General features: G+C 45.7%; 22 protein-coding genes and 1 riboswitch. Of the genes, 9 read left to right on the forward strand and 13 right to left on the reverse strand.

The genetic code is table 11. The annotated features are described in order from the left end of the window. Positions 1-25: 25 nt before the first annotated feature. From DPF91_RS00280 to DPF91_RS00290, 3 genes are all read right to left on the reverse strand, one after another. Entirely contained in the window at positions 26-1204 is a 1179-nt protein-coding gene (locus DPF91_RS00280; RefSeq protein ID WP_206355523.1) for a carbohydrate ABC transporter permease, read from the reverse strand. Then, complete coding sequence (locus tag DPF91_RS00285) at positions 1204-2214, reverse strand: carbohydrate ABC transporter permease (protein ID WP_117232437.1); 1011 nt, start codon at positions 2212-2214, stop codon at positions 1204-1206. The genes DPF91_RS00280 and DPF91_RS00285 overlap by 1 nt, the downstream gene beginning before the upstream one ends. A 99-nt stretch (positions 2215-2313) precedes the next feature. Beyond that, on the reverse strand, positions 2314-3663 hold the full coding sequence (locus DPF91_RS00290; protein ID WP_117232438.1) for an ABC transporter substrate-binding protein: 1350 nt from the start codon (positions 3661-3663) through the stop codon (positions 2314-2316). A gap of 374 nt (positions 3664-4037) precedes the next feature. Between DPF91_RS00290 and DPF91_RS00295 the strand changes: the two genes are divergently transcribed. Next, positions 4038-5744, forward strand: coding sequence for a glycoside hydrolase family 13 protein (locus DPF91_RS00295; RefSeq protein ID WP_117232439.1), 1707 nt, complete (start codon positions 4038-4040; stop codon positions 5742-5744). Positions 5745-5853: 109 nt separating this feature from the next. Here DPF91_RS00295 and ggt read toward each other — a convergent pair whose 3' ends face one another. The 5 genes from ggt to DPF91_RS00320 all read right to left on the reverse strand — a co-directional run bounded on the left by ggt (position 5854) and on the right by DPF91_RS00320 (position 12514). Continuing rightward, complete coding sequence (gene ggt / locus DPF91_RS00300) at positions 5854-7599, reverse strand: gamma-glutamyltransferase (protein ID WP_117232440.1); 1746 nt, start codon at positions 7597-7599, stop codon at positions 5854-5856. Positions 7600-7745: 146 nt separating this feature from the next. Further along, entirely contained in the window at positions 7746-8750 is a 1005-nt protein-coding gene (locus DPF91_RS00305; protein ID WP_117232441.1) for an adenosine deaminase, read from the reverse strand. A 95-nt stretch (positions 8751-8845) separates the two neighbouring features. Then, a riboswitch (purine riboswitch) is annotated at positions 8846-8945 on the reverse strand. Between the two features lie 105 nt (positions 8946-9050). Continuing rightward, a complete protein-coding gene (locus DPF91_RS00310) occupies positions 9051-10241 on the reverse strand; it encodes an alpha/beta hydrolase (protein WP_117232442.1) in 1191 nt (396 codons plus the stop codon). A 234-nt stretch (positions 10242-10475) separates the two neighbouring features. Beyond that, entirely contained in the window at positions 10476-11390 is a 915-nt protein-coding gene (locus DPF91_RS00315) for a pseudouridine-5'-phosphate glycosidase (protein WP_117232443.1), read from the reverse strand. Then, positions 11384-12514 (reverse strand): PfkB family carbohydrate kinase, encoded by a 1131-nt coding sequence (locus tag DPF91_RS00320; protein WP_117232444.1) that lies wholly within the window; start codon positions 12512-12514, stop codon positions 11384-11386. The genes DPF91_RS00315 and DPF91_RS00320 overlap by 7 nt, the downstream gene beginning before the upstream one ends. Before the next feature lie 235 nt (positions 12515-12749). Between DPF91_RS00320 and DPF91_RS00325 the strand changes: the two genes are divergently transcribed. After that, positions 12750-13163 (forward strand): c-type cytochrome, encoded by a 414-nt coding sequence (locus DPF91_RS00325; RefSeq protein ID WP_241033725.1) that lies wholly within the window; start codon positions 12750-12752, stop codon positions 13161-13163. 103 nt (positions 13164-13266) lie between these two features. On the opposite strand, the gene DPF91_RS00330 is transcribed toward DPF91_RS00325, so the two are convergent. After that, positions 13267-14592 carry a PTS sugar transporter subunit IIC gene (locus tag DPF91_RS00330; RefSeq protein WP_164683960.1) on the reverse strand — a complete coding sequence of 442 codons (1326 nt, stop codon included), beginning with the start codon at positions 14590-14592 and terminating at the stop codon, positions 13267-13269. A 232-nt stretch (positions 14593-14824) separates the two neighbouring features. Between DPF91_RS00330 and DPF91_RS00335 the strand changes: the two genes are divergently transcribed. The 6 genes from DPF91_RS00335 to DPF91_RS21980 all read left to right on the forward strand — a co-directional run bounded on the left by DPF91_RS00335 (position 14825) and on the right by DPF91_RS21980 (position 19832). Continuing rightward, positions 14825-15130 (forward strand): PTS sugar transporter subunit IIB, encoded by a 306-nt coding sequence (locus tag DPF91_RS00335; protein WP_117232446.1) that lies wholly within the window; start codon positions 14825-14827, stop codon positions 15128-15130. A 91-nt stretch (positions 15131-15221) separates the two neighbouring features. Further along, a complete protein-coding gene (locus DPF91_RS00340) occupies positions 15222-16553 on the forward strand; it encodes a PTS sugar transporter subunit IIC (protein WP_117232447.1) in 1332 nt (443 codons plus the stop codon). 77 nt (positions 16554-16630) lie between these two features. Continuing rightward, positions 16631-18010, forward strand: a complete 1380-nt coding sequence (locus tag DPF91_RS00345) for a glycoside hydrolase family 1 protein (protein WP_117232448.1) — start codon at positions 16631-16633, stop codon at positions 18008-18010. 134 nt (positions 18011-18144) lie between these two features. Continuing rightward, entirely contained in the window at positions 18145-18450 is a 306-nt protein-coding gene (gene chbA, locus DPF91_RS00350; RefSeq protein WP_117232553.1) for a PTS N,N'-diacetylchitobiose transporter subunit IIA, read from the forward strand. Positions 18451-18591: 141 nt separating this feature from the next. Beyond that, a complete protein-coding gene (locus DPF91_RS00355) occupies positions 18592-19551 on the forward strand; it encodes a LacI family DNA-binding transcriptional regulator (protein WP_117232449.1) in 960 nt (319 codons plus the stop codon). Positions 19552-19688: 137 nt separating this feature from the next. Then, complete coding sequence (locus tag DPF91_RS21980) at positions 19689-19832, forward strand: hypothetical protein (RefSeq protein ID WP_164683962.1); 144 nt, start codon at positions 19689-19691, stop codon at positions 19830-19832. Positions 19833-19940: 108 nt separating this feature from the next. Here DPF91_RS21980 and DPF91_RS00360 read toward each other — a convergent pair whose 3' ends face one another. From DPF91_RS00360 to DPF91_RS00375, 4 genes are all read right to left on the reverse strand, one after another. Then, entirely contained in the window at positions 19941-20702 is a 762-nt protein-coding gene (locus DPF91_RS00360) for an iron ABC transporter ATP-binding protein (RefSeq protein ID WP_117232450.1), read from the reverse strand. A gap of 11 nt (positions 20703-20713) precedes the next feature. After that, positions 20714-21676, reverse strand: a complete 963-nt coding sequence (locus DPF91_RS00365; RefSeq protein ID WP_117232554.1) for an iron chelate uptake ABC transporter family permease subunit — start codon at positions 21674-21676, stop codon at positions 20714-20716. Between the two features lie 61 nt (positions 21677-21737). Next, entirely contained in the window at positions 21738-22694 is a 957-nt protein-coding gene (locus DPF91_RS00370) for an ABC transporter permease (protein ID WP_117232555.1), read from the reverse strand. A gap of 66 nt (positions 22695-22760) precedes the next feature. Beyond that, positions 22761-23678: a siderophore ABC transporter substrate-binding protein gene (locus tag DPF91_RS00375; RefSeq protein ID WP_117232451.1), complete on the reverse strand. Its 918-nt coding sequence runs from the start codon at positions 23676-23678 to the stop codon at positions 22761-22763. Between the two features lie 119 nt (positions 23679-23797). Here DPF91_RS00375 and DPF91_RS00380 point away from each other — a divergent pair, with 119 nt between their 5' ends. After that, on the forward strand, positions 23798-24721 hold the full coding sequence (locus tag DPF91_RS00380) for a LysR family transcriptional regulator (RefSeq protein ID WP_117232452.1): 924 nt from the start codon (positions 23798-23800) through the stop codon (positions 24719-24721). Positions 24722-24748 lie beyond the last annotated feature (27 nt).

The following is a 24748-nucleotide window of genomic DNA, read 5'->3' on the forward strand; positions in this document are numbered from 1 at the left end:
CTCGTGATAGTTGTCTTTCAAATGCTTATTTAACTGAACCAGACAACAAACCACGTACGAGGTAACGCTGTAATGAGAAGAATACAGCTAATGGCACTGCAATCGACACAAACGCCGATGCCGTTAAGATTTCCCAGTTACCACCGCGGGAGCCAAGTAGCTCACGCAAGCGCCCTGTCAGAACAAGCTCGTTTTCACCTACGCCCAAGAACACCGTCGCAACTAAGAGGTCATTCCAAACCCATAGGAACTGGAATATGGCAAACGATGCGAGTGCAGGGAACGATAATGGCAATACGATTCGCATAAAGATCTCGAAGTCGGTTGCACCATCCACACGAGCTGACTCAATAATTTCCCTCGGTAAGTTCGAGATGTAGTTTCGTAGTAGATAGATTGCCAATGGCAAACCAAAACCGGTATGAGCAAGCCATATCCCGAGATAGGTTTTCGCTCCAACACCAAAGAAAGCACCAATATCGTTGTACAGACGTAGCAATGGAATTAGTGACATTTGCAGTGGCACCACAAGCAAGCCAACCACGAGTGCAATTAACAACCCACGCCCTGGGAGCTTCATCCAAGACAGAGCATACGCGGCATAAGCAGCAATCAGGATTGGAATCACGGTCGCTGGTATGGTCACGGTCAGGGAGTTAATAAACGACTGCCCTATCCCCTCCGAGGTAAGTACCTCTCGATAGTTATCCAAACTGAACTTAGGCGGAACAATGGCTGTATAAAAGAGTCGTTTCCCTCTTGAGCCTTTAAATTCCTTCGGAGACGTCATCACGTAAGTGCCATCAGCAGAAACTGTTAACGTTCCGCCGTTACGCATCTCTGCAATAGCGTCCACTTCAAAACCCGCAGGGTCTTTAGAAGAGAATCCAAAAGCGATGACCTCAACAGGATCACCATTTTTATCGGCAATCTTCCCTTCGAGAACAAATAATCCATCGCGCTCAATCTGTGTATCTGGATGATCTGTTCGAGCAATTAGGTTTTGTTCCGACGCTGATAGCGCCGTCCACCAGCCCGATATAGCAAGCTGGTCTTTATCACGGAAAGAAGAAATCAGCAGTCCTGCCGTTGGCAGCGTCCAAAGGATCACCAATAACAGCACAGATAGATGAACAACAATCTGTAGTGGTGAGCGTCTTAATTTGCTCAAACCAAAGCGCGCTTCTTTTACGGTACCGCTCATTAGCGCCCCTCCATTTGTGCATTTGCTTGACGAATGTTCCAAACCATCACAGGAATAACTGCAAGCATAATCACCACCGCAATCGCGGCACCACGGCCAAAGTCACCGCCTCCTCGGAACATCCAATCAAACATCATGTTTGCCAGTACTTGGGTATTCCACTGACCATTGGTCATGGCCAATACGATATCGAAGACTTTCAGTACGGTAATGGTGATCGTGGTCCACACCACCGCAATGGTTCCCCAAATTTGAGGAATGAGGATTTTGAAAAAGATCTGAACACCATTCGCACCATCAAGTACTGCCGCTTCAACGGTTTCTTCGGGGATACCACGCAGTGCTGCAGACAGAATCACCATCGCAAAACCAGTTTGGATCCAGATAAGGATGACCATTAAGAAGAAGTTATTCCAGAAAGGCAGTGTGATCCACGCGGTCGGGGTACCGCCAAAGTACTCAACAATCGCGTTCAGGATACCGATTTGTTCAGAACCTTCCGCGCGGTAGTCGTATACAAACTTCCAAATGATCGAAGCACCGATGAATGAGATCGCCATCGGCATGAAAATCAAACTCTTAGCGATGTTGCCCCAGCTGACTTTATCAGTAAGCGCGGCAATCACTAGGCCAAAAAAGGTCGAAGCCGCAGGCACAACCAATAGCCACAACACATTGTTAAATAAAGATTCTCTGAACTCTAGGTCGTTAATCAACCAGATATAGTTATCTAAACCGACGAACTCTTCGCCTGAGCGGTCGTGAAGAGAAAGAATGAAGGAATCAAAAACAGGGTAAACGAGGTAAAGCCCCAAGAAAGCTAATGCGGGACCTAAAAACAACCACGGACGGATAGCCGCCGCGCGAGTGAGGTTTTTGGCCATTTGTGCATTAGAAACACCACGGACAGGAAACAGAACGGTCAGTAGCCAATTACTTCCAAGAAAGTAAAACGCACAGCCAGCAACGCCAAGCACCATGATGAAGATAGACGAATAGAGTTGGTCCATTGCACAACCTCAAATTATAAATTTATAATCTATCGACAAATCAATATCTTAAACTAAAGCAACAGGTACGCTGTTGAGCGTACCTGTTTAAGCAAAGGACTACTTGATTGCGTCCCAAGTGTTTTGGATAGAATCCGCTACTTCTTTTGCAGACTCGCCACCAGAGTAGTTCACCATACCCGTCCAGAATGCACCTGCACCGATCTTACCTGGCATCAAGTCAGAGCCATCGAAGCGGAATGTGGTTGCATCCAGTAGGATTTGACCTTGTTTCTTCAGTGTGTCGTTACCGTAAGCATCAACATTGGCACCTTTAAACGGTGTCAAGAAACCAGATTGTGCCATCCAGATTTCGTGTGCGATTGGCGTTTGAAGGAACTTGATGAACTCATGAGCCCCTTTCGAATCTTTGGTGATACCCCAAAGCGTACCGGCACCCAGCACTGGTTTACCTAGGTCTTTAGACTCGTAAGCAGGGAAGTAGAAGAAATCAGCATCCGCTCCCAGTTCAACACCTTCAGGGAAGAAGCTTGGAATGAACGACGCTTGACGGTGTAGATAACATTTCGCTGGCGAACTAAACAGACCTTTAGGGCTGTCACGGAAGTCAGACGCAGCCACAGCGCGAGCACCACCATCAACGAAATCATCATTCATGAACCAACCAAACTCTTCGATCGCTTCAATCACTTTCGGGTCGTTAAACTTAAGATCATTGGTTACCCAACGATCGTAATCAGCCGGAGATTGAGTGCGCAGCATCATATCTTCAACCCAATCCGTTGCTGGCCAACCCGTTGCACCACCACTGCCTATACCAATACACCAAGGCGTATCGCCGTCTTCAACGATTTGTTCTGTCAGCGCTTTCAGCTCTTCCATAGTTTCAGGAACTTCGTAACCCGCATCTTCAAAGTTCTCGGGTACGTACCAAACCAGTGATTTCAGATCCACTTTGTAGAAGAAGCCGTAAAGCTCTTCTTTACCTTCTTTGTTGGCATAAGTACCTAGGTCTACCCATGAAGAACCAGCTGCATAGTTCTCTTCAATCCACTCTTTAGTTCCATCTTGCAGTGGTGTTAGAAAGCCTTTAGATGCCATATCAGCCGCTAAACCAGGCTGTGGGAAGATAGCAATGTTTGGTGCACTACCCGCTTGCACATCAATCGCGATTTGCTGTTCGAATGAGTCAGAGCCTGCGTATTCGATCTTCGCGCCTGTCGCTTCTTCAAAGTAAGCGATGACACTTTCTAGCAATGCCTTATCCGGACCAAGCCATGGGCCACTTAACGTGATGACTTCGCCTTTCAGGTCGACTTTCTTAAGTTCTTCATAACTTTGCCAGTTGAACCTATCGTCTTCTCCTGGTGCGTACATGAGGTCTGCAGCAAAAGCGGATGTAGAAGCGACAGCCAGGGCAACTGCGCCTGCAAGTAGAGTAGTTTTCATCTGTTTAACTCCGTGTATTGGATACTAGGTACCAATCTACGCAGGGCAAAATTCAAACAAGGGGACTCAGCCATACGTAAACCAGAATGATGTTTTTCTTGTTATGTGTTAAAGACTTATTCCAATAAGCCATAGCTCTAACATAAACAACAAAAGATGAAATTGTTTACCAAACAGTCGCAATGTGTGTTTCCGATCAACTAATTGAGCATATTTACATCCGTTTTATGAATCACATCAAATTGCGAGCCATATCAGATTCAAAACCCTCCCTAGATAATGGTTAATTTAAGCTCGCGCGAAGAAATACGAAAAACTTATTCAAAAAGCGCCAAACTTAACTTCAAAACAATGTTGATCTAGGAGTACCCCAAATGACCAAGACAAGCAGTCAACAATCCGATTCTGGCAAAAAACTGCGTTGGTGGCACGATTCCGTCGTCTATCAAATCTACCCTCGAAGCTTTAACGACTCGAATGGCGATGGCGTGGGTGATATTCCTGGCATCATTGAAAAACTCGACCACATTCGTGACTTGGGTGCGAACGTGATTTGGCTAAGCCCTGTTTACAAATCACCGATGAATGACAACGGCTATGACATCTCTGACTACCGAGAAATCGCACCCGAGTTCGGAACCATGGCTGACATGGAAAAGCTGCTTTTTGAGGCCGATAAACGCGGCATCAAGATCGTTATGGACTTGGTGGTCAACCATACCTCTGATCAACATCCATGGTTCCAAGAATCTCGCTCAAGCAAAGACAACCCAAAGCGGGATTGGTACATCTGGAAAGATGCAAAAGAAGATGGTTCTGAGCCAAACAATTGGGAGTCATTCTTTACCCCTAAAGCATGGAAATGGGATGAAGAAACTGAGCAGTATTACTTACACCTGTTTGCCGACGAACAACCCGACCTAAATTGGGCAAACCCTGAGGTTCGAAACGCCGTGTACGACATGATGCATTTCTGGCTGAAAAAAGGCTTAGGTGGCTTCCGTATGGATGTGATCAACATGATAGGTAAACCTTCTGACTTCCCAGATGCAACCATCTTCGACAAAGGAGTTGCAGGATGGGAGCACTGGGCAAACAACATGCTTTGCCATCAATACCTACGTGAGATGCATGAAGAAGTACTTCAACATTACGATGTCATCACCGTGGGTGAAACACCATTTACTAGCACGCTAGACGGTCGCTTCTACTCTTGTCCAGAGCGTAAAGAGATCAGCATGATCTTCCAGTTCGAGCATGTGAGCATTGATCGCGAAGAGCACAATGCCGTGAAGAGACCTTTCGACTTGGTTCAGTACAAATCGATCATGACCAAGTGGCAAGAAGATCTGCATGGTAATGGTTGGAACAGCGTTTATTGGAGTAACCACGATCAACCTCGTGCCGTTTCCCGTTACGGTAATGACTCTGACGAATACCGTAAAACCAGTGCGAAAATGCTGGGTACCGTACTTCATATGATGAGCGGCACACCTTATATCTATCAAGGTGAAGAGCTGGGCATGACCAATAAGCACTTTAACAACATTGATGAATTCAATGATCTGATGGCTAAGTTCCACTACCAAAAGATGATGGAACGAAACGTAGCACCAGAAGACGCGATTGCTTTCTTGAATGACTTCTCACGTGACCACGCTCGAGTGCCAATGCACTGGGACGACAGCGATAATGCTGGCTTTACTACAGGGACCCCTTGGCTACCGATCAACGAGAACTTCACCAAGATCAACGCCAAAGAAAACCATGAGGACGAAGATTCTGTTTATCATTACTATCGTCAACTGATTAGTTTGCGTAAGAGTGAAAACTATGGCCCTGCGGTCGTGTATGGTGTGCATACCTTACTTGACCCACAAGATGCTCAGATTTATGCGTACATCCGTGAACATGAAGGGACTAAGCTGCTAACTTTGGCTAACTTCACGGGTGACACGATAACGCGTACTTACGATTATGAGGTTGCTAACACCTTGCTTTCTAACTACGGCGAGAGCATCTCTTCACTGTATGAGTTGCAGCTAAAACCTTATGAAGCTGCGGTGTTGGAAATCAAGTAAAAGTAGCTAATACTGATAGGAATGAGACAAAACAAAGCCGCGATGCATAACACTCTGCATCGCGGCTTCTTTAATAGACTGAATATTGAGCGGCTGTAACCTTTTGCGATTAATCGCCTAACACAATACCTTCTCGCCTTGAGTCTGCACCACCAATCATCTTGCCATCGCTAAACACCACGCCGTGTAAGCCAGAGTTCAAGTCTCGCACGTTGACCTTGAATCCCATCTCTTCAAGTGGCGCTTTAAACTTCTCAGCATCCGTCCCCGCTTCGATGTCATAAGCCCCAAAGCGATTCAGCATGTTCGGCATTTCAATCGCTTGCTGAATTGGCATTCCCCAGTCGATATGAGCAATCAGCGTTTTTGTCACATACCCAATAATGCGTGAACCTCCAGGGGAGCCCACCGCCATATAAGGTTCACCCTCTTTCATCACAATAGTGGGAGCCATTGAAGAGCGTGGTCGTTTACCTGGTTCGACTCGATTGGCAATGGGATAGCCATCTTTATGCGCTGCAAACGAGAAATCGGTAAGTTCATTGTTAAGCAAGAAACCATTGCTCATCACACGTGAGCCAAAGCCATTCTCAATCGTGCTGGTCATTGAGATGATATTGCCTTCACCATCGACAATCACGATATGAGTCGTACTTGGTAGCTCGATAGACTCATCATCCGCCATCGCCATTTTGATACTCCAAGGTGGTTCACCCGCCGAAACCTCAGTTAATGCTTTACCTTCTTCAATCAAACTCGCACGCTGCTTCAGGTATTCTGAATCCAGTAAACCTTCTGGCATAGGAACAAAGTCGGTATCCGCCATGTAGCGACCACGGTCCGCAAACGCCAGACGAGAGGCATCACCAATAATTTGCCAAGATGTAGGGTTGTCTGCGCCGAGTTTGGCTAAATCAAAATGACTAGAGATTCCAAGGATCTGACCAACAGTCAAAGCGCCTGAGCTCGGTGGCCCCATTCCGCAAACATCATATTGATGATAAGCAGAACAGACCACATCCCGCTCAAGGATTTTATAGGTCGCAAAATCCTCCATCGCCAGAACGCCAGGGTTGTCTTCAACCGAGGTCACCTTAGCAACAATGTCTTTAGCGATTTGGCCTGAATAGAATGGCTCAGAGCCCCCTTTAGCCAATGCCTCTAGAGTCTGAGCATAAGCCTTGTTCACCAACAAATGCCCTTCAGGTAAGGGCTCGCCGTCTTGAGTGAAAAAGTACTCTTTGGTATCGGGATAACGAGCAAGACGTTCTTGATCGTTAGCAATAGAAGCCGCCATTCGCGGTGATACTTCGAAGCCTTTATTCGCTAAGACGATTCCAGGCTGCATCAACTCAGACCAAGGCTTATCACCGTATTTTTGATGCATGGTTTCAAGCAGTTTGACGGTGCCTGGTGTCCCAACGGAGCGTCCACCGACAACCGCATCAAAGAACTTAAGAGGTTTACCGTTCTCATCTTGGAACAACTCGGGTCTGGCTGCTAACGGGGCTGTCTCTCGCCCATCAAAGCTGGTGAGTTTCTTCTCTTTGGCATCCCAATACACCAAAAATCCCCCGCCACCTAAACCGGAAGATTGTGGTTCAACCAAACCAAGCACCGTTTGAACGACAACCAACGCATCAGCAGCACTACCACCAGATTTTAGAACATCATAACCTGCCTCTACCGCTAGTGGATGTGCCGCTGTAACAATGAACTCCTCAGCCTCCACCGCTTTCTTTGAGACAACCTCGTTGGTTGCTTCCGGAGCCACCGAATCGGCGACTTGAGAGTCCGCATAAACATTGAATGATGCCAAACCAATGGCCGTTGCAAGTATTGTTAACCTAACCATGAATATCCTTTTCTTGTTATTAACCTGTATGAAGAATAGAGCACCGCTACGCGAATCTCGAATCCTTTCAATAATTTGTGAACCATAAACTCAAAAATGAGCCATATAGGCTCGCTTTTAGAGGGAAGCATGATTAAAACTTCAGATTAGAATTTAGAAACGTAATCCATCACCTGCTCACGGTAACGGTTCTTCATTTCATCAGAAATAAAACTACCCTCTATCGCGTTGAGGGTAAATTGTGCTAACTCTTGATGAGTCATAGGGTGAGCTTCATTCACCGCTAAGAAGTTATCCGTCATATAGCCCCCAAAGTAAGAAGGGTCATCGGAGTTGATGGTCACCGCCACGCCCTTTCTCAACAGCTCAACGATGTTGTGTTGCTTCATATCATCAAAAACACACAGTTTAATGTTAGACAGTGGGCAAACTGTCAGTGGTGTCTTTTCTTCGATCAAACGTGCTAGCAACTTGTCATCTTCGACGCATCGAACACCATGGTCAACACGACTGACTTTTAGCATTTCCAAAGAATCAATAATGTTCTGCGCGGGTCCCTCTTCACCAGCATGCGCCACTGTTAAGTAGCCCGCTTCTACAGCCATATTAAATACACGTGTAAACTTCTCTGGTGGGTGACCTAGCTCGCTTGAATCCAGCCCAACGCCAATGATCTTATCTTTGAAAGGTAGAGATTGCTCAAGAGTATCTATGGCAGATTCTTCAGATAGGTGACGCAGAAAACACATGATTAGGTGCGAGGAGATACCCAGTTCGCTCTCGCCAACGTCTAATGCTCGGTGGATACCATTGAACACGGTTTCGAAAGCAATCCCTCTATCGGTATGTGTTTGTGGGTCAAAGAAGATTTCCGTGTGAATGACATTGTCTTGTTTACAACGCACCAAGTACGCCATGGTGAGGTCATAGAAATCTTGCTCTGATTGAAGCACGTTGGCCCCTTGGTAATAGATATCTAGGAAGGACTGTAGGTCTTCAAACTCATAAGCAAGTTTCAATGCTTCAGGGGATTCGTATGGAATGTCGATATTGTTGCGCTTTGCCAGTTCAAAAGCGAGTTCAGGCTCGAGGGAACCTTCGATATGTAAATGCAGTTCGACTTTTGGAAGACCTTGGATAAATGCTGTCATATTTCACCTAATCGTAAATTTGGGTGCACTTACTCTAGGTATAGATGAAAATTTAAAGATTATTCAAATGCCATAAATACAAAGAGTAAGACGCAGGAGCGATCTCAACTCTTCGTAATCAGCACTTTGCGGGAACTGGTAGAGACCCCCAAACCATATCATTGGGGTTATACGAAGCAAACGATTGGCATTATACATAGCTGACTTCATTTCGCGAACGATAAATGACAGCAGACTTAAAAACAGTAAAGCCGCCAAGAATATTGGCGGCTTGTTAAAGACATCATTCTAATCGTTTGATTACATGTACTTATCGAAGAAGTTTGTGATCGCGAGCTCTGCTTCTGCACCATCAGGACAGTGACCAGAGTTACCGTAGTAAGCGACCTCGCCCTTTGTCGACAGACCAGCTGTATATTGCATCTCTGCTGGCGGGTTTACCATATCGTCTTTGGTGTTGATCGCCAGTACGGGTACGTCTGTCACATCATTTTTATAGCCCTTCGTCATCAACGCGAGAGGAACCGTCCAATTACCGTAAGTACTCAAGTCATTCACATCTTCCACACCAATACGGTACGCGTAAGACATCGACGACATAAGCGGTGCATGATAGAACACTTCCGTATCAGTCAGAACGTCGGTCACAACCGCACAACGAGCAACCACGGCTTTAAGCTCAGGTGTATTGATGGCAAAGGTCATCAATGGCACACCACCACCAGAAGAACTCAGCGCACCAACATCTTCACTATTCAAGCGCTTATCAGACTTCACATAAGCCAATGCCGCTTGGTGTGCTTGGTCTTCTTTGCCCAACTCAATATGGATATTATTATTTAGACCACCACCAGGAATATCAAATGTCAGTACTGCATAACCTTGTTCCAACAACCCTTGAATCGCATCGCGATGCTCAGTCAAAATTTTATCGACACCGCCGGTGTAAAGAATCACGGCTGGCTCGTTGCTGCCTTTAGGTAGGTGTAACAGACCCGTGATCGAACCGCCGGTCGGTAGAGGCATCTCAACTCGCTCAACATCAATCGTTGTGCTCAAGGCTTCTGCTTTTAGGTAAACATCCACTGAACGTTCGATCGCTTTATGCTCTTGTTGCGTCATGTGGTTTGGGTAAGACGCAATCAGGTACATCATTGACGCTTTGCGGTATGAATCATAGTCATCCGCTGAGTCTGCTAATTGGTCCGCCGCTTGAGTAAACTCATACGTCCAATGTCCAGGTTCATCAGTGTTAATAAAATCTCGCAGCTTCTCACCAGAATCAATGCGAGCCAACACCTCACGAATATCTTCTTTAGGAACCACTTTCTCCCAGTCTTCCATGCGTAGCTCACGGAACCACTGAGATTGGTCAGCTTCTAGTGCTTGCTCACCACGGAAATTAGAGTGTGCGTCCATGTTATCTGTATTAGTACAACCAACGGCTGTTAAACCCAACAAAATGCTCAATGCGATCGTTTTTTTGTTCATAAGATACTCTTAATTATTATTCAACCTTGAATCGACGGATTAACAATATCAGCGCCAATGTGAAAAAAATGCCGAATAACAAAACAACATACCAATTGATTGTCACATTTTGAGTTTTTGCTTAACTTTCAATACGCTAAGAGATGGATACTTGCTCGCTGTCTTATTCAGATATAAAAAAACCGAGGCCTAGAGATGGCCTCGGTTTAATATAGGATCAATTGACTTGAATTATTATGCGCAGTATTGCTTCGCGATATTTGCACCTAAACGCGCATTATTCAGTACTAGCTGAATATTTGAATCTAGGCTGTTACCACCTGTCAATTCACATACGCGAGCAAGTAGGAATGGCGTGGATTCTTTACCAAAGATACCCTGCTCGTCCGCTTCTTTCAGCGCTGTCTCAATTGCTTCCGTGATCATTTCAGGCGCCATTGCGAACTCTTCTGGGATAGGGTTTGCAACCACAACACCACCGTTTAGGTTCATTTCCCACTTCGCTTTCAATGCAAGCGCAATCTCGTCAGCAGAATCGAGGCGGTAGTCGATACCGTGCTCACTTTCACGAGTGTAGAACGCAGGAAGGCTATCTGTTTGGTAACCGATAACTGGCACACCTTGAGTCTCTAGGTACTCACGAGTCAGTGCAAGATCGAGAATAGATTTCGCGCCTGCACACACAACCGCGACGTTAGTATTTGCTAGCTCTTGAAGGTCAGCAGAGATATCGAATGTCTCTTGAGCACCACGGTGAACGCCACCGATACCACCTGTAGCAAATACCTTGATACCCGCCATTTCCGCTAGGATCATTGTCGCTGCAACTGTCGTTGCACCGTCTTTCTTACCTGCCACAACAAATGGAATGTCACGACGGCTTACTTTTGTTACTTCTGTGCCTGCTTTACCAAGATGAGTGATTTGCTCTTCGTCTAGACCCACTTTAAGACGACCGCCGATGATAGCGATAGTCGCAGGTACAGCACCTTGATCACGAATCGTTTTCTCAACCAATAGTGCAGTTTCAACGTTGCGTGGATAAGGCATACCATGAGAAATAATGGTCGACTCTAAAGCGACAACAGGTTGGTTGTTCGCAAGAGCTTCTGCTACTTCTGGTTGAATGTCTAAGTAGTTCTCTAACATGGTGAATTTTCCTCTAATAAACGTTGAACTGAGTGTTCGGACATTGTTGTATTGATTGTTTTATCGGCCTTGAGTGCCAAACATGCAGCCGCGAGTGCAAAGTCTACGCTTTGCTGCCACGACCATGCACTCATGTGACCATGAGCTAAGCCTGCCATTAAGGCATCGCCTGCGCCTGTGACGTTGTTGATTTGTGTTGCTGATGGCGGAATGAATCGCTGCTCTTTTTCTGAGTTTGACTCTTCTACCGAAATTACTTGTTTTACAGAGCTAGAGAACGCGCCTTCGCTTCCTAAGCTAATTAATAAGTTTTTGATGCCTTTGTTGTGCAGAGATTCCGCAACCACAGGCAAGTCATCATTGGTGGTGATCTTCATCCCTGACAGAAGCTCGGCTTCAATCTTATTAGGCTTCAGCGTGTGGATTCGGTCTAAGTACGGAATCAGCTTGCTCGCCTTCACCGAAGAGACCGGATCGACCAAGATCGCCTTGTCTTTATGGATACTAAACAGATAATCCAGAGCACTCTCACTCAGATTCGCATCGAGAATTACGGCCGATGAACAATTGATCACACCATCACGGTCAGACAGCGTTTCTGCGTTCAGTTGATCAATCAAACCCATATCGTTCAATGCAATTTGCATTTCACCATCAGGCCCATGGATGGATAGATAACTACTTGTTGTTGCACCGGTTACGACCACACAGTGGTCAACACCGACATTGGCAGAGCGACACGCTTGTTGAAGCTGTTCACCCCATTTATCGTCACCAATGGCACCTATGAACTGAACCTTCGAGCCTAAGCGACCGAGGTTATCCGCGATGTTGCGACCGACGCCACCCGCACTACTCGTTAGCGTACCAGGGTTGGAATCTCCCAGCACCAACTCAGATGCCGAACGACCACAAAGGTCCATATTGGCACCACCAATTACAACCGCGTATTGCTCGGGTGCAATCACATAGCCCTTCCCCTGAATGATTCCCTTGCGAGTCAAGTTCATGATATGCCCAGCTACCGCACTGCGGCTGCAACCTAACTTATCAGCCAGTGTTTGCTGCGCAATCATCGGATCTTGTTTTATCAGCGCTAAGATTTCATTTTCACGCTCTGTCATCTCGACCTCACAGCATTCATTTAGAAAATGGCACAAGCCAAACATTTGTTTGCACTATAAACATTTGTTTAATTTTTTCAATCAGTATTTATGAATGTGTGAGCTTGGTAGGGAAACTTTTTAAACCGACATCCAGCCTGTTTATGAACAGAATATGAATATTCATCTCACTTTACGTAAATTTACCCTGAGTAAGATAAGAGCCAACTAAAGATTGAAACCAGGAACCTATCCAATGAAATACCTAACTTCTCCAACGAAAGCGACTTTCCACACCAAAGAGCACACTGTAAAACAGATCGCTAAGCAAACTGCGAAAGCCGCTTCGTGTGCTCTGTTAGGCGCGAGTTTAATGCTTGTCACTGCACCTAGTTTTGCTATTGAGGGAATGAATGGAGAAGATACCTACAAGACTTTATGCCAGTCATGTCACGGTGAGAAAGGTCATGGCGATGGTATTGCAGGAAAGGCTCTATCTGAGCAGCCTTCAAATATCTACGATGGGTTAACATCTTGGTTTGAAACTGAAAGTGAGTTGATTGATACGGTACTCAATGGCAATGAAGGCATGCCAGCGTGGAATGCGGTGCTTACAGAGCAAGAAGTAAAACAGATCTTTGCTTACATCCGAGATGTCAACGAAAGCTAAACCTCAACCTAATTCACCCCCACTGCATTTTGCCCATACAGCACAATTTCTGTATGGGCTTTTTTGCACCTATGATGTAGCGAAAACAGTCGTCTAATAGAAACTAACTCTTTTGTTGGTACTGACGCATCAACTCAGCTCGTTCTGCTTCTTGCTCAACCAAAATTTTCTCATGCGCTCTAAAGAACGGCAGATACAAGAAGTAGGCATTGACGATTGCAAACAAAACCATAAGAGCATTGACCACACTGCCATTGGCAGCCCAGGCCGCTCCTAATGGTGCCGGTACAGACCACGGAATCATAATCACTACCCTATCGAGTATCTCTGCTGACGTAAGGAACCAGGCAATGGTGGCATTAATCATCGGCACGAAGACAAACGGAACCAAAAAGAGCGGATTCATAATGATGGGAAAGCCAAACAAAATGGGCTCGTTGATATTGAATATCGTCGGTATCAAACCCACCTTACCTACCGATTTCAACTGATTTGAACGACTCTTTATCGCCAAATAAACCAGCGGTAGAGTAGAACCGACACCACCGACTAACACAAAGAAATCCCAGAAAGCCGGCAGGTAGATATGTGGAAGAACTGCTACGGCACTTTCTTCCAAAGCAGCTTGGTTCTCCAATAAGTTAGACATCCAAAATGGATTCATGATCCCAGTAATAATCAAGGCCCCATGAATCCCCATGAACCAGAGAAGCTGGCAAATAAAGATCGAGATAAGCACTGCGCCTAAGCTGTCAGATGCTGATACAAGCGGCCTAAATAACGCTTCAATCAACTGCGGAAAATGAACGCCAAATTTTGCTTCCATCCCGACATTGAAGATCGACAGACTAGTGACAACAACAAAGATCGGAATCATCAGCTTGAAGCTTTGCACAGTGAGAATAGGCACATCGTCAGGCATCTTGATATACCAACCCTGACGAATGAACAGACGGACAATTTCTATTGAATAAATACTGGCGATGATTGCAGTAAATAGACCAGCCCCACCTAAGTAGCGGATCTGATCTGGCCCTAACGAATCAAAGCCAATCAACATCAAAAACGCCATACAACCTGTCAAACCAGACAAACGCTCAGGCAGTTGATAGTGCTTAGCCAAACTCGCAGAGATACCAAACGCCACGATTAATCCAACCACGCCCAACGTCAGCTGATAGGTCGGCAATAAAACCGGTCTTAAGGTGTTTGCTAATTCAAACCACCGAATCGAAAAAGCGGATTCTGCATTAGCAAACGGCGGAAAGATAATTGGTACAAACATACAACCAACGAAGATAAACGGCATCGCGAGCTGGAAACCATCACGCAGCGCCATCAGGTGTTGGCTGCGCATCAGTAGCTTAGCGACGGGATTCATCACTTGTTCTACCTGCGAGGCAAAGACTCGCATTATTGAATGGTTCATTTTGTTTTACCGGTTATCAGTTCGAGGCAGAGAATACCGCAGTGCCCTCTCTTGCGGAAACCGTTCCTGAAAGATCGGCAAGAGATCGTTACCTCCATCACGAAATATTCATCTCAGTGACACATTCTCGTGATCGCTTTCACAAGCAACCGGAAATCACTTGGAAACCGGTTTCCAAATTATTTCCATAGATGCATAGTAAAAAGGAACCCAAGATTCGGAGAAACAAAAAATGAAAAAAATTATGCTGTGCTGCTCTGCAGGTATGTCTACGTCACTGCTAGTAAAAAAAATGGAAGCGTCTGCTCAAGAGCGTGGTATTGAAGCCAACATCAAGGCATTTGGTGCAAGCGAATTCAACGAGCAAGTATCTAACTACGAAGTGGTGTTACTTGGCCCTCAAGTGAAGTACATGCAAGGTGATTTGCAAAAAGTGGCGGATCAATTTGGCATCAAGGTTGAGCCAATCAACATGATGGATTACGGCATGCAAAAGGGTGACAAGGTTTTGGACTTTGCACTTGAACTAATCGGCTAACTCCTGACTCGGTGCCCGCCCCTACAAACTCCTTCGCTGCTGCTAAGAGTTAGGGCACCCCTCCTTCTAAATCAATAATGAGAACTAAACCATGAGTGCTTTATACGATAAAATGGTCAACGTCATCGAACAAAAGGTGACGCCTATCGCTGGCAAAATTGGTCAACAAAAATACGTTACCTCTATCCGTGACGGCTTCATTGCCGCATTACCTTTTATGATTGTCGGCTCTTTCATGCTGGTATTCATTTTCCCTCCATTTTCACCTGATACAAGCTGGGGCTTTGCTCAATCTTGGCTCAACTTTTCGGATACTTATCGTGAACAGCTGATGCTACCGTTCAACCTGAGTATGGGGATCATGACGATCTTTATATCGGTGGGGATAGGTTCAAGCTTGGCTCGTCACCACAATCTAGACCCTGTGACGACTGGCCTACTCTCACTGATGGCATTCTTACTGGTAGCGGCTCCGCTTCAAGCGGACGGCAGCATGTCAATGCAGTACTTCTCTGGTCAAGGTATCTTCACAGCAATCATCACAGCGCTTTACGCGACTGAGGTCTATGCCTACCTAAAACGCAACAACATCACAATCAAACTTCCACCAGAAGTACCAACCGGTGTTGCGCGTTCATTTGAAATCCTGATTCCAGTGATGGCAATCATCCTAACGCTTCACCCACTGAACCTATTCATTGAAGCAAAAACAGGCATGATCATCCCTGAAGCAATCATGGCATTAGTACAGCCACTAGTTGCTGCATCAGATTCGTTACCTGCGGTACTTTTAGCGGTACTTGTGTGTCAAATCCTATGGTTCGCGGGCATTCACGGTGCGCTGATCGTAACAGGCATCATGAACCCATTCTGGATGGCAAACCTTTCTGTAAACCAAGCAGCAATGGCGGCAGGTGAAGTGATTCCACACATCTTCGTTCAAGGCTTCTGGGACCACTACCTACTGATTGGTGGCGTAGGTTCAACGCTTCCACTTGCGTTCCTGTTAATGCGCAGTAAAGCGGTTCACCTAAGAACGATTGGTAAAATGGGTAGCGTTCCAGCGATCTTCAACATCAACGAGCCAATCCTGTTCGGTGCACCAATCATCATGAACCCAGTGTTCTTCCTACCATTCATCCTTGTACCAATGATCAACGCAACCCTAGCGTGGTTTGCACTGGATATGGGTCTTGTAGAGCGTGTGGTATCACTAACGCCATGGACAACACCAGGTCCTATCGGTGCATCGTGGGCAGCTAACTGGGCATTCAGTCCTGTGATTATGTGCTTCATCTGTATGGCGATGTCGGCGGTGATGTACCTACCGTTCCTAAAAGCTTACGAGAAGACGCTACTTGACCAAGAAGCGGCTCAAGAAAGCAAAGATAAAGAAGCAGCTGGTCAACCTGCTACCGCTTAATCGAATCAAAACATAAAACTAAACATTTCTATTTGAATTCAGGGGGCGACCTTGCCCCCTCTTACAAGGTAATCGTTATGAACTTCCAATTCCCTGAAAACTTCCGCTGGGGCAGTGCGGCTTCTTCAACTCAAACAGAGGGTGCTTCATTCTCGGGCGGTAAAGGTGAGAGCATCTGGGATCACTGGTACAAAGAGCAACCAAACCGTTTCCATAATGGTGTTTCTTCTACTGATGCTTCAACTTTTTATGAGAACTACAAGTCAGACATCCAATTGATGAAAGACATCGGCCACAACAGCTTCCGTACATCAATCTCTTGGGCGCGCCTAATCCCTCAGGGAACGGGTGAAGTCAACGCAGAAGCGGTTGAGTTCTACAACAATGTCATCAACGAGCTTGTGGCTCAAGGCATCGAACCTTTCATCTGCCTATACCACTTCGATATGCCGCTAGCGATGCAAGAAATCGGCGGCTTCGAAAACCGCGAAGTATTAGACGCATACGCAAACTTTGCAGAAACGTGTTTCAAACTGTTCGGTGACCGTGTGAAGAGCTGGTTCACATTCAACGAACCAATCGTGCCAGTTGAAGGTGGCTACCTTTACGACTTCCACTACCCTAATGTTGTTGATTTCAAACGTGCAGCGACAGTGGCTTATCACACGGTTCTAGCACACGCGAAAGCCGTAGCTAAATACCGCGCGCTTAACCAAGATGGCAACATCGGTATCATCTTGAACCTAACTCCATCATACCCGCGCTCACAGAACCCTGCGGATCTAAAAGCCGCAAACATCTGTGACCTAATGTTCAACCGTAGCTTCCTAGACCCAACAGTAAAAGGTGAATACCCGCAAGAATTGGTTGAACTTCTGAAAGCACACGACCAACTGCCTGACATTCAAGAAGGTGATTGCGAGCTAATCGCGCAAGGTAAAGTCGACGTACTAGGCGTGAACTACTACCAACCTCGCCGTGTTAAAGCGCGCGAAAACGCAGTACATCCAGATGCGCCATTCATGCCTGAGCACTTCTTCGATTACTATGAAATGCCAGGACGTAAGATGAACCCACACCGTGGCTGGGAGATCTACGAGAAAGGTGTGTATGACATCCTAACAAACCTACGTGAGAACTACGGCAACCTGCCTTGCTACATCTCAGAAAACGGCATGGGCGTTGAAGGCGAAGAGAAGTTCCTCGTTGATGGTCAAATACAAGATGATTACCGCATCGACTTTATTCGTGGACACCTAGAGTGGCTGCACAAAGGTATCGAAGAGGGTTCTTCGTGCTTCGGCTACCACCTATGGACCTTCATTGATAACTGGTCTTGGTCAAATGCTTACAAGAACCGTTACGGCTTCTACCAGCTCGATCTTGCAACGCAGAAGCGCTCTGTGAAGAAGAGCGGCGAGTGGTTTGCGCAAGTTTCACAAAACAACGGTTTCTAATTGGTCACACCGTAGAGAGCTAAAAATTCAATTCATATTTTGATGTTCCCACACCTGCACTTTGGCAAAGGTGCTAGCTAACCAAGTCAAAGGTGGGGACATCCAGCAAATAACAGGTAAAGAACATGGAACATATCGATTTAGAAGAACAAGTAATGGGCATCATCATTAACGCTGGTCAATCTCGTAGCTTATGTTACGAAGCGCTTCGCCATGCTAAGCAAGGTCAGTTTGAAGAAGCAGATGGCCTAATGAAAGAGGCTCAAGAGTTTGCCAACCAAGCTCACCTTGTTCAAACCAAACTCATCGAGGCCGATGAAGGTACCGGCAAAACAAAGATGACATTAGTCATGGTTCACGCGCAAGACCATCTAATGACGTCAATGTTGGCAAAAGAACTGGTTAGCGAGCTTATCGACTTACATAAAAAAACAGCTTAATTAGCGACCAGACATTAAGGGCATGTATATTTACATGCCCTTGTTTGTTGGTTAATAACAACGAAAAGTAGTACACTGGTGAAAACTTTGGGAACCGATTTCCCATTTTCAGAAAATTTCACGGCGACAAGGTTCTAATTCATGGCAACGATTACTGATGTATCTCTACTGGCAAACGTCTCGAAAGCGACCGTGTCACGAGTGATGAGCGGAAGTCGTGGCGTAAAAGCAGAAAGCCGTGAAGCGGTACTTAGAGCAGCTGAAGAACTGAATTACCGCCCGAATGCGGCAGCCCAGTCGCTAGCTAATCAACGCTCTGACTATATTGGTGTGATTCTCTCTTCAAGTGATGCTGGACAAGTCTCCACTTACCTCCCTCTCCTCGCTAAGTCGCTAAAAGCGAAGGGCAAGCACATGCTGGTGCAGTTTGCAGAAACAAGTGAAGAGCAACGCCGTAGTATTGAAGAGCTAAACCAACGCCACTGTGACGCCATCATTACTTTAGGTGGTAATGTATCCAACGTCGATAACGACAAGGTTATCGCGATTGATAGCGGAGCGAACACCAGCGAACAAGCGATTGGTTATGACTACCGCTTTGCTGCCGAAAGTGCGTGTCGATTCTTATCGAGTAAAGGCCACACCAGCATTGCTATCGTGGTGGATGATGAGAACCCAGCCTCTCAGCAAGTGATTGAAGGCTACAAAACCTGCCTGCAGAACTCAGCGATTCCTATCAACCGTCAGCTTATTGTGAGTGCGAACGGCAATAGTGAACAAGCCATCATGTCCTTGTTGAACAGCTACTCTCCATTTACCGCTATCGTGGTGATGCGTGATAGCCAAGCAGCAACGGCGATGAATCTACTGCGTAATTTCAACCTATCGACGCCTAATGAGGTATCGTTGATTTCATTGGAAGACTCACAGCTAGCAAGCCAGCTAAACCCGCCACTCACTTGCATCAGCTACCCTTCTGAACAACTGGTCGAAATGGCGATGGAACAATTAGATTCGTGCCTTGATGGCCGTGTTGTCGATGCGAAACGACCTGTGACTGGCAAACTCGTCACACGCGAATCTGTTACTAATCGCATTTAATACCAATTCCCCCAACCACCGGAACACCTAACTAGTAAGACTGGTATAACGTTGCTAGGAATTTCGACAATTCCATTTTTATTAGTTTGAATAGTTACCCTTGTTAATTAATCATACAAATTAATAAAGGTAAGTCAGTGAGAACGCTCGAGTTTAGAACAAGTCATTTAGATCATTGGTCACGTGTGGTTGTGACGAAAGACGTCGCACGTGTGTTGCATAATGAATACATGCAGTATGGTTGGGAAGTGCGTGTTTACGAGTACTACTCCCCTCTTTAGCTCTGGTCAAAAGCTCAAAAAGCCACAGTGATTCTCTTCTACGAGTTAAAATCAAATGTGGCTTTCGTGTTATTAACAGACGATTAATTGTCGTCGGGAATCAGGCTATTATCGTCGGTAGTAAAGTGAAATACGATTTCCATCAATCTCTTGAACTTTAAATGGGATCTCGTAAATCTCACTCAACACATCTTCGCGAATCACTTCCTCTACTGTACCACTCTTAATCACTTCTCCCAGCTTCATCGCCACGATGTTGTCTGAATAACAAGAAGCAAAATTAATGTCGTGAATAACAATAACAACCGCTTTATTGTGTTTGTCCGCGAGCTTTTTCAACGTGCCCATGATATCCACTGAGTGCTTGATATCGAGGTTATTCAGTGGCTCATCAAGAAATATATAATCGGTATCCTGCGCCACAACCATAGCAATAAATGCCATCTGACGCTGACCACCAGAGAGTTGATCAATATAACGATCTTGTAACTCTGTAATATCGAGATGATACAAAGCGCGATCGATGATTCGATTGTCTTCATGGGTTAGGCGACCTTGGGAATACGGGAAGCGACCAAATGCCACCAGCTCACGCACGGTAAAGCGCATGTTGATGTTATTTGATTGACGAAGAACCGAAAGACGTTTTGCCAAGTCGGCACTGTCCCATTGTTCCAAAGGTTTGTCGCCAATAACGACTTGGCCAGCATCACTGTCCGTCAGTCGGCTTGCCATTGATAACAGCGTACTTTTACCCGCACCATTTGGGCCGATAATGCTCGTTACCTTGCCTTGTGGGAAAAGTGCATCTGCATTCTTCACCACGTATTTATCGTTATATTGTTTACTTAATCCGCTAATTTTAATCACGAGTGCAGACCTTAATCGAATTTATGTTTCATCAACAGATACAAGAAGTAACCACCACCGAGGAAGTTGATGATCACGCTAATGGTGGTGTCAAAATCAAATAGGTTCTCTACGACCCACTGGCCACCCGCTAACATCACCACCGACAATACCGCACTTGCCAGAATCAAGAAGCGATGTTGGTAGCCAGAGAAAAGCTGGCGAGTGAGCGCAACCACGATCAAACCGAAAAACAGAACCGGGCCAATAAGCGCCGTAGAAATAGAAATCATCAAGGTAATTACAAACATCACTTGCATCGTCAGTTTGTGAGTATCAACGCCAAGGCTCTTAGCGTTATCCACGCCTAGCCACATCACATCGAGCTTATTGGATAGCCTAAACAGATATGCGCTGCACAGAAGCATTGGAATCGTGCACCAATAAACCAGCTCTGAACTGATATTGTTGAAGCTCGCAAACATGGAACCTTGAATATAGGTGAACTCATCAGGGTCTATCACCATGGTGAAAAAGCCCGTCACGCTACTGAATAAGCTACTCAATACCACACCAATGAGTAGCAAGGTAAATATGTTGCGTTGTCGACCCTTAAAGTAGAAGTGAAACAGCGTCATGGCACAAACAATCATGATGCCGGTTGCGATGATGAAATTGATCTTAGTATCGATCACCACAGCACTAAATCCGCCGAACACAGCAACTAATAAAACCTGGATCATCACATACAGAGAGTCAAAGCCAAGAATAGAGGGCGTTAGGATTCGGTTAGTGGTGATGGTTTGAAAAATCAGTGACGACGAAGCAATCGCAATTGCCGCAAGCACAATCGCCAATACCTTAGGAATACGACGTGACAAGAAGAACTGATAGTTATCCGGTGTTAGCCCCTTTCCAAGGAACAGCGTACAAATCGCCAATGCGACCAATGCAAGTACCGTGAGCTTTAAACCATCTTTGCTTAATCGACTCATTCCTAACTGGCGAGTTGCAGTCGTGCTTATTTTACCAGTAGAGCCGGTCATTCGAGTTGAACTAGGCATTCGATTTGTCTCGTAAGATTAGATAGATAAACACCGCGCCACCTAAGATGCTGATGATCATAGAAATCGGTATTTCATAAGGGAAGATAATCAATCGACCCAAGATGTCGCAGACCAAGACAAGAATCACGCCCGTATAGGCGGTCCATGGCAGGTTACGTCGCATATTGTCGCCAATAAATAGCGAAACAATGTTAGGAACAATCAGACCCAAGAAAGGAATCATGCCGACGATCATCACCACCGATGAAGACAACACCGCCACCAAGATAACGCCGATCATCACAATGCGTTGGTAATTCAGGCCGATGTTCTTAGCAAAGGTCTCACCGACACTCGCCGCACTGAACTTGTTCGCATACGCATACGCCAAAATAGAAACAGGCAGTGCGATGTAAAGAAACTCATAGTTACCACGCAAAACTGAGGCAAAGTTTGCCACCGTCCATGAACCCAACGCCTGAACCAGATCGTATTTATAGGCGATGAAAGTCGTCATCGCTGAAACCACGTTGCCATACATGATGCCTATTAGCGGCACCATAACCGTACTTTTGAATTTGAGTCGTTGTAGGAAACGAACAAACACCACGGTACCAAACACAGAAAACGCAAAGATGGTGATTAAGTGTACCCACCCGCTCATGTCGGCAAAGAGAATCAATGCCATCATGTAGCCAAACATCGCCCAATCAATGGTACCTGTTGTAGAAGGCGCTGCGAATCGGTTTTGAACGATCTGCTGCATGATAAGGCCAGCAATACTCAACCCCGCACCGGCTAACATAATGGCCAACAACCGTGGAAAACGGCTGGTCACAAGAATATTAACTGCGTGACTGTCGCCAGAGAGCAAATCAGCAAAGGTAAAATTAGCCACACCAACAGAGAGCGATGCGATTGCTAGCATCACCAATACAAAGGTGGCAAGTAGGTGGTTCAATTTCATAGTAGGTAGATAATAGAAAACCTGATGGCCCATCGTCAGGCCATCAGGTTGATTTCTTCAAAGGTATTATTGAATAGCGCGGTTTAGGTCTTTGATCATCACTTGTGTTGAGTGATAACCACCAGCTGATAAATACCAAGCCGCTGGGTCTAAATAGATCATGTGTTCATTCTTCGCCGCTGGCGTAGATTCAACAAGCTCATTGGAAAAAAGTTGCTTAGCTTTACCACTTGAGCGACCAATTGCTTGGTCACGGTCTAGAATCAACATGACGTCAGGCTTCGCATCGGCGATATATTCAAACGAAATCAAGTCACCATGAGTACGGGATTCCGCTGCCACATTCACAGACTTAGATGTTTCAAAACCCGCTTCTTGGTAAACGAACGAGAAACGACTTACCGGGCTGAATGATGTAATGTTGCTGCCGTTACTCATCACTGTCAGCGCCTTCTTAGGCTCTTCCGTGTTTTTAGCATTCAGAGCATCGATCTGCGCTTGAACGTCTGCAACTAACTCTTCACCTTTCGCTTGTTTACCAAAGATTTCGCTTAGGTTATTCCAGTGCTGCTGAGTCGTTTCCCAGTAGTTAGTGCTATCAATACGGTACATGTAAACAGGAGCGATATCTTTCAGATCTTTGTAGATCTTCGCCATGCGACCTTCCGCGATGATTAGGTCAGGCTTCAGCGTAAACAGAGTTTCGTAGTTGACTTCCTGTAGGCTACCCGTGTTGGTGAACTCATCGGTATTATATTGTTGAAGGTTCTCAGGCAATAAGCTCTTTGGCATACCAACAGGCGTCACACCCAATGCATCAAGGTAATCCAAGCTACCAAAACCCAAAACAACTACTCGCTGTGGTACTTCATTAATCTCTACCGTACCTAAACTGTGTTGGTACGTTTTTGCGAAAAGTGGCGAAGAGCTCAATGCAACAAGCGCTGAACCAACCAGTAGTTTTTTAATGTTTTTGTGTAGCATGACCGTTTCCGTATGACTAATTGATTTAGATCAAAATAAGAATAATTATTAATTGCGTTCACACTATCACAAGTTCAATATGCGTCAATAGCATTTTTGATATAATGAGTATCCACATAATGAATTTAGCTCAAATCGATCTAAACCTACTGGTCATCCTTAAACATCTACTTGAAGAAAAACACGTTTCCAATACTGCATTGGCGCTAGACATGAGCCAACCAACCGTCAGCCGCTCATTACAAAAGCTGCGTAATGTATTCAACGATGATTTACTAGTAAGAACCGCTTACGGCTATGAACTGACGCCAAAAGCCGAGTCCATCAAACAAGACCTTAACTCGGTACTGACGCGACTAGAAAAGTTGGTCCACGGCGATACCTTTAACCCCGCGGAGAGCGATACCACAGTGCGCTTTTTTGGCCTAGTGCCCCAAATGACGCACTTGATGCCTAAAGTAATGGAGCACATTCGTCGCGAAGCGCCGAACATGGTGGTGGATATTGATTCGATTCCTAAGCGCCCTTTCGAACCGCTGCTCTCTGGTGATGTGCATTTCGTTTTAGCAACCCATGAGCCTACCGCTTCAGAGCAAAACCTCTATCGGATGTTTGTCACCAGTCGTGATTACCGCTTGCTGATGCATAAAAATCACCCTCTAGCAGATAAAGAGATCACAGTTGAAGATATGCTTGAGGCGAATTTTGGTCAGATCTCTATTCAAGGTGATAAGAAACTCTCTATTGAGTCGCGCTTTAAAGAGCTTGGACTCATCAATAAAGAACGTAAGCTCAGCGTCCCTGTACAGTTATCAAACTTTAACGTCGCTCCAGATATCGCAGAAACAACAGATATCATCTTTCATCTGCCAACTCCGTTCGCGGAAAAGGCCTGCAGCCAGCGTGATTTAGTGTGTAAGCGTGTTCCCGAGCCACTTCGCCATCCTGAAAAAGACGTGTACCTATACTGGCATAAGCGCTTCCACAACGACCCTATGTGTCGCTGGATTCGCGATGTATTCAAACAAACGTACCCTCAGTAGCCAGTCGCCAGTTTTTGTAGCACGTTG

It is taken from the genome of Vibrio maerlii (genome assembly GCF_003415655.1).
In the GTDB taxonomy this organism is placed as follows: domain Bacteria; phylum Pseudomonadota; class Gammaproteobacteria; order Enterobacterales; family Vibrionaceae; genus Vibrio; species Vibrio maerlii.

Excerpts from the sequence above, each read along its gene's own strand:
- DPF91_RS00310 (WP_117232442.1), bottom strand. The coding sequence starts at position 10,241 with ATGAACAAAAAAACGATCGCATTGAGCATTTTGTTGGGTTTAACAGCC.
- DPF91_RS00370 (WP_117232555.1), bottom strand. The coding sequence starts at position 22,694 with ATGAAATTGAACCACCTACTTGCCACCTTTGTATTGGTGATGCTAGCA.
- DPF91_RS00305 (WP_117232441.1), bottom strand. The coding sequence starts at position 8,750 with ATGACAGCATTTATCCAAGGTCTTCCAAAAGTCGAACTGCATTTACAT.
- DPF91_RS00285 (WP_117232437.1), bottom strand. The coding sequence starts at position 2,214 with ATGGACCAACTCTATTCGTCTATCTTCATCATGGTGCTTGGCGTTGCT.
- DPF91_RS00375 (WP_117232451.1), bottom strand. The coding sequence starts at position 23,678 with ATGCTACACAAAAACATTAAAAAACTACTGGTTGGTTCAGCGCTTGTT.
- DPF91_RS00355 (WP_117232449.1), top strand. The coding sequence starts at position 18,592 with ATGGCAACGATTACTGATGTATCTCTACTGGCAAACGTCTCGAAAGCG.
- DPF91_RS00280 (WP_206355523.1), bottom strand. The coding sequence starts at position 1,204 with ATGAGCGGTACCGTAAAAGAAGCGCGCTTTGGTTTGAGCAAATTAAGA.
- DPF91_RS00365 (WP_117232554.1), bottom strand. The coding sequence starts at position 21,676 with ATGAGTCGATTAAGCAAAGATGGTTTAAAGCTCACGGTACTTGCATTG.
- DPF91_RS00320 (WP_117232444.1), bottom strand. The coding sequence starts at position 12,514 with ATGACAGAGCGTGAAAATGAAATCTTAGCGCTGATAAAACAAGATCCG.
- DPF91_RS00340 (WP_117232447.1), top strand. The coding sequence starts at position 15,222 with ATGAGTGCTTTATACGATAAAATGGTCAACGTCATCGAACAAAAGGTG.
- DPF91_RS00345 (WP_117232448.1), top strand. The coding sequence starts at position 16,631 with ATGAACTTCCAATTCCCTGAAAACTTCCGCTGGGGCAGTGCGGCTTCT.
- DPF91_RS00330 (WP_164683960.1), bottom strand. The coding sequence starts at position 14,592 with ATGAACCATTCAATAATGCGAGTCTTTGCCTCGCAGGTAGAACAAGTG.
- DPF91_RS00290 (WP_117232438.1), bottom strand. The coding sequence starts at position 3,663 with ATGAAAACTACTCTACTTGCAGGCGCAGTTGCCCTGGCTGTCGCTTCT.
- DPF91_RS00295 (WP_117232439.1), top strand. The coding sequence starts at position 4,038 with ATGACCAAGACAAGCAGTCAACAATCCGATTCTGGCAAAAAACTGCGT.
- ggt (WP_117232440.1), bottom strand. The coding sequence starts at position 7,599 with ATGGTTAGGTTAACAATACTTGCAACGGCCATTGGTTTGGCATCATTC.
- DPF91_RS00315 (WP_117232443.1), bottom strand. The coding sequence starts at position 11,390 with ATGTTAGAGAACTACTTAGACATTCAACCAGAAGTAGCAGAAGCTCTT.
- DPF91_RS00325 (WP_241033725.1), top strand. The coding sequence starts at position 12,750 with ATGAAATACCTAACTTCTCCAACGAAAGCGACTTTCCACACCAAAGAG.
- DPF91_RS00380 (WP_117232452.1), top strand. The coding sequence starts at position 23,798 with ATGAATTTAGCTCAAATCGATCTAAACCTACTGGTCATCCTTAAACAT.
- DPF91_RS00335 (WP_117232446.1), top strand. The coding sequence starts at position 14,825 with ATGAAAAAAATTATGCTGTGCTGCTCTGCAGGTATGTCTACGTCACTG.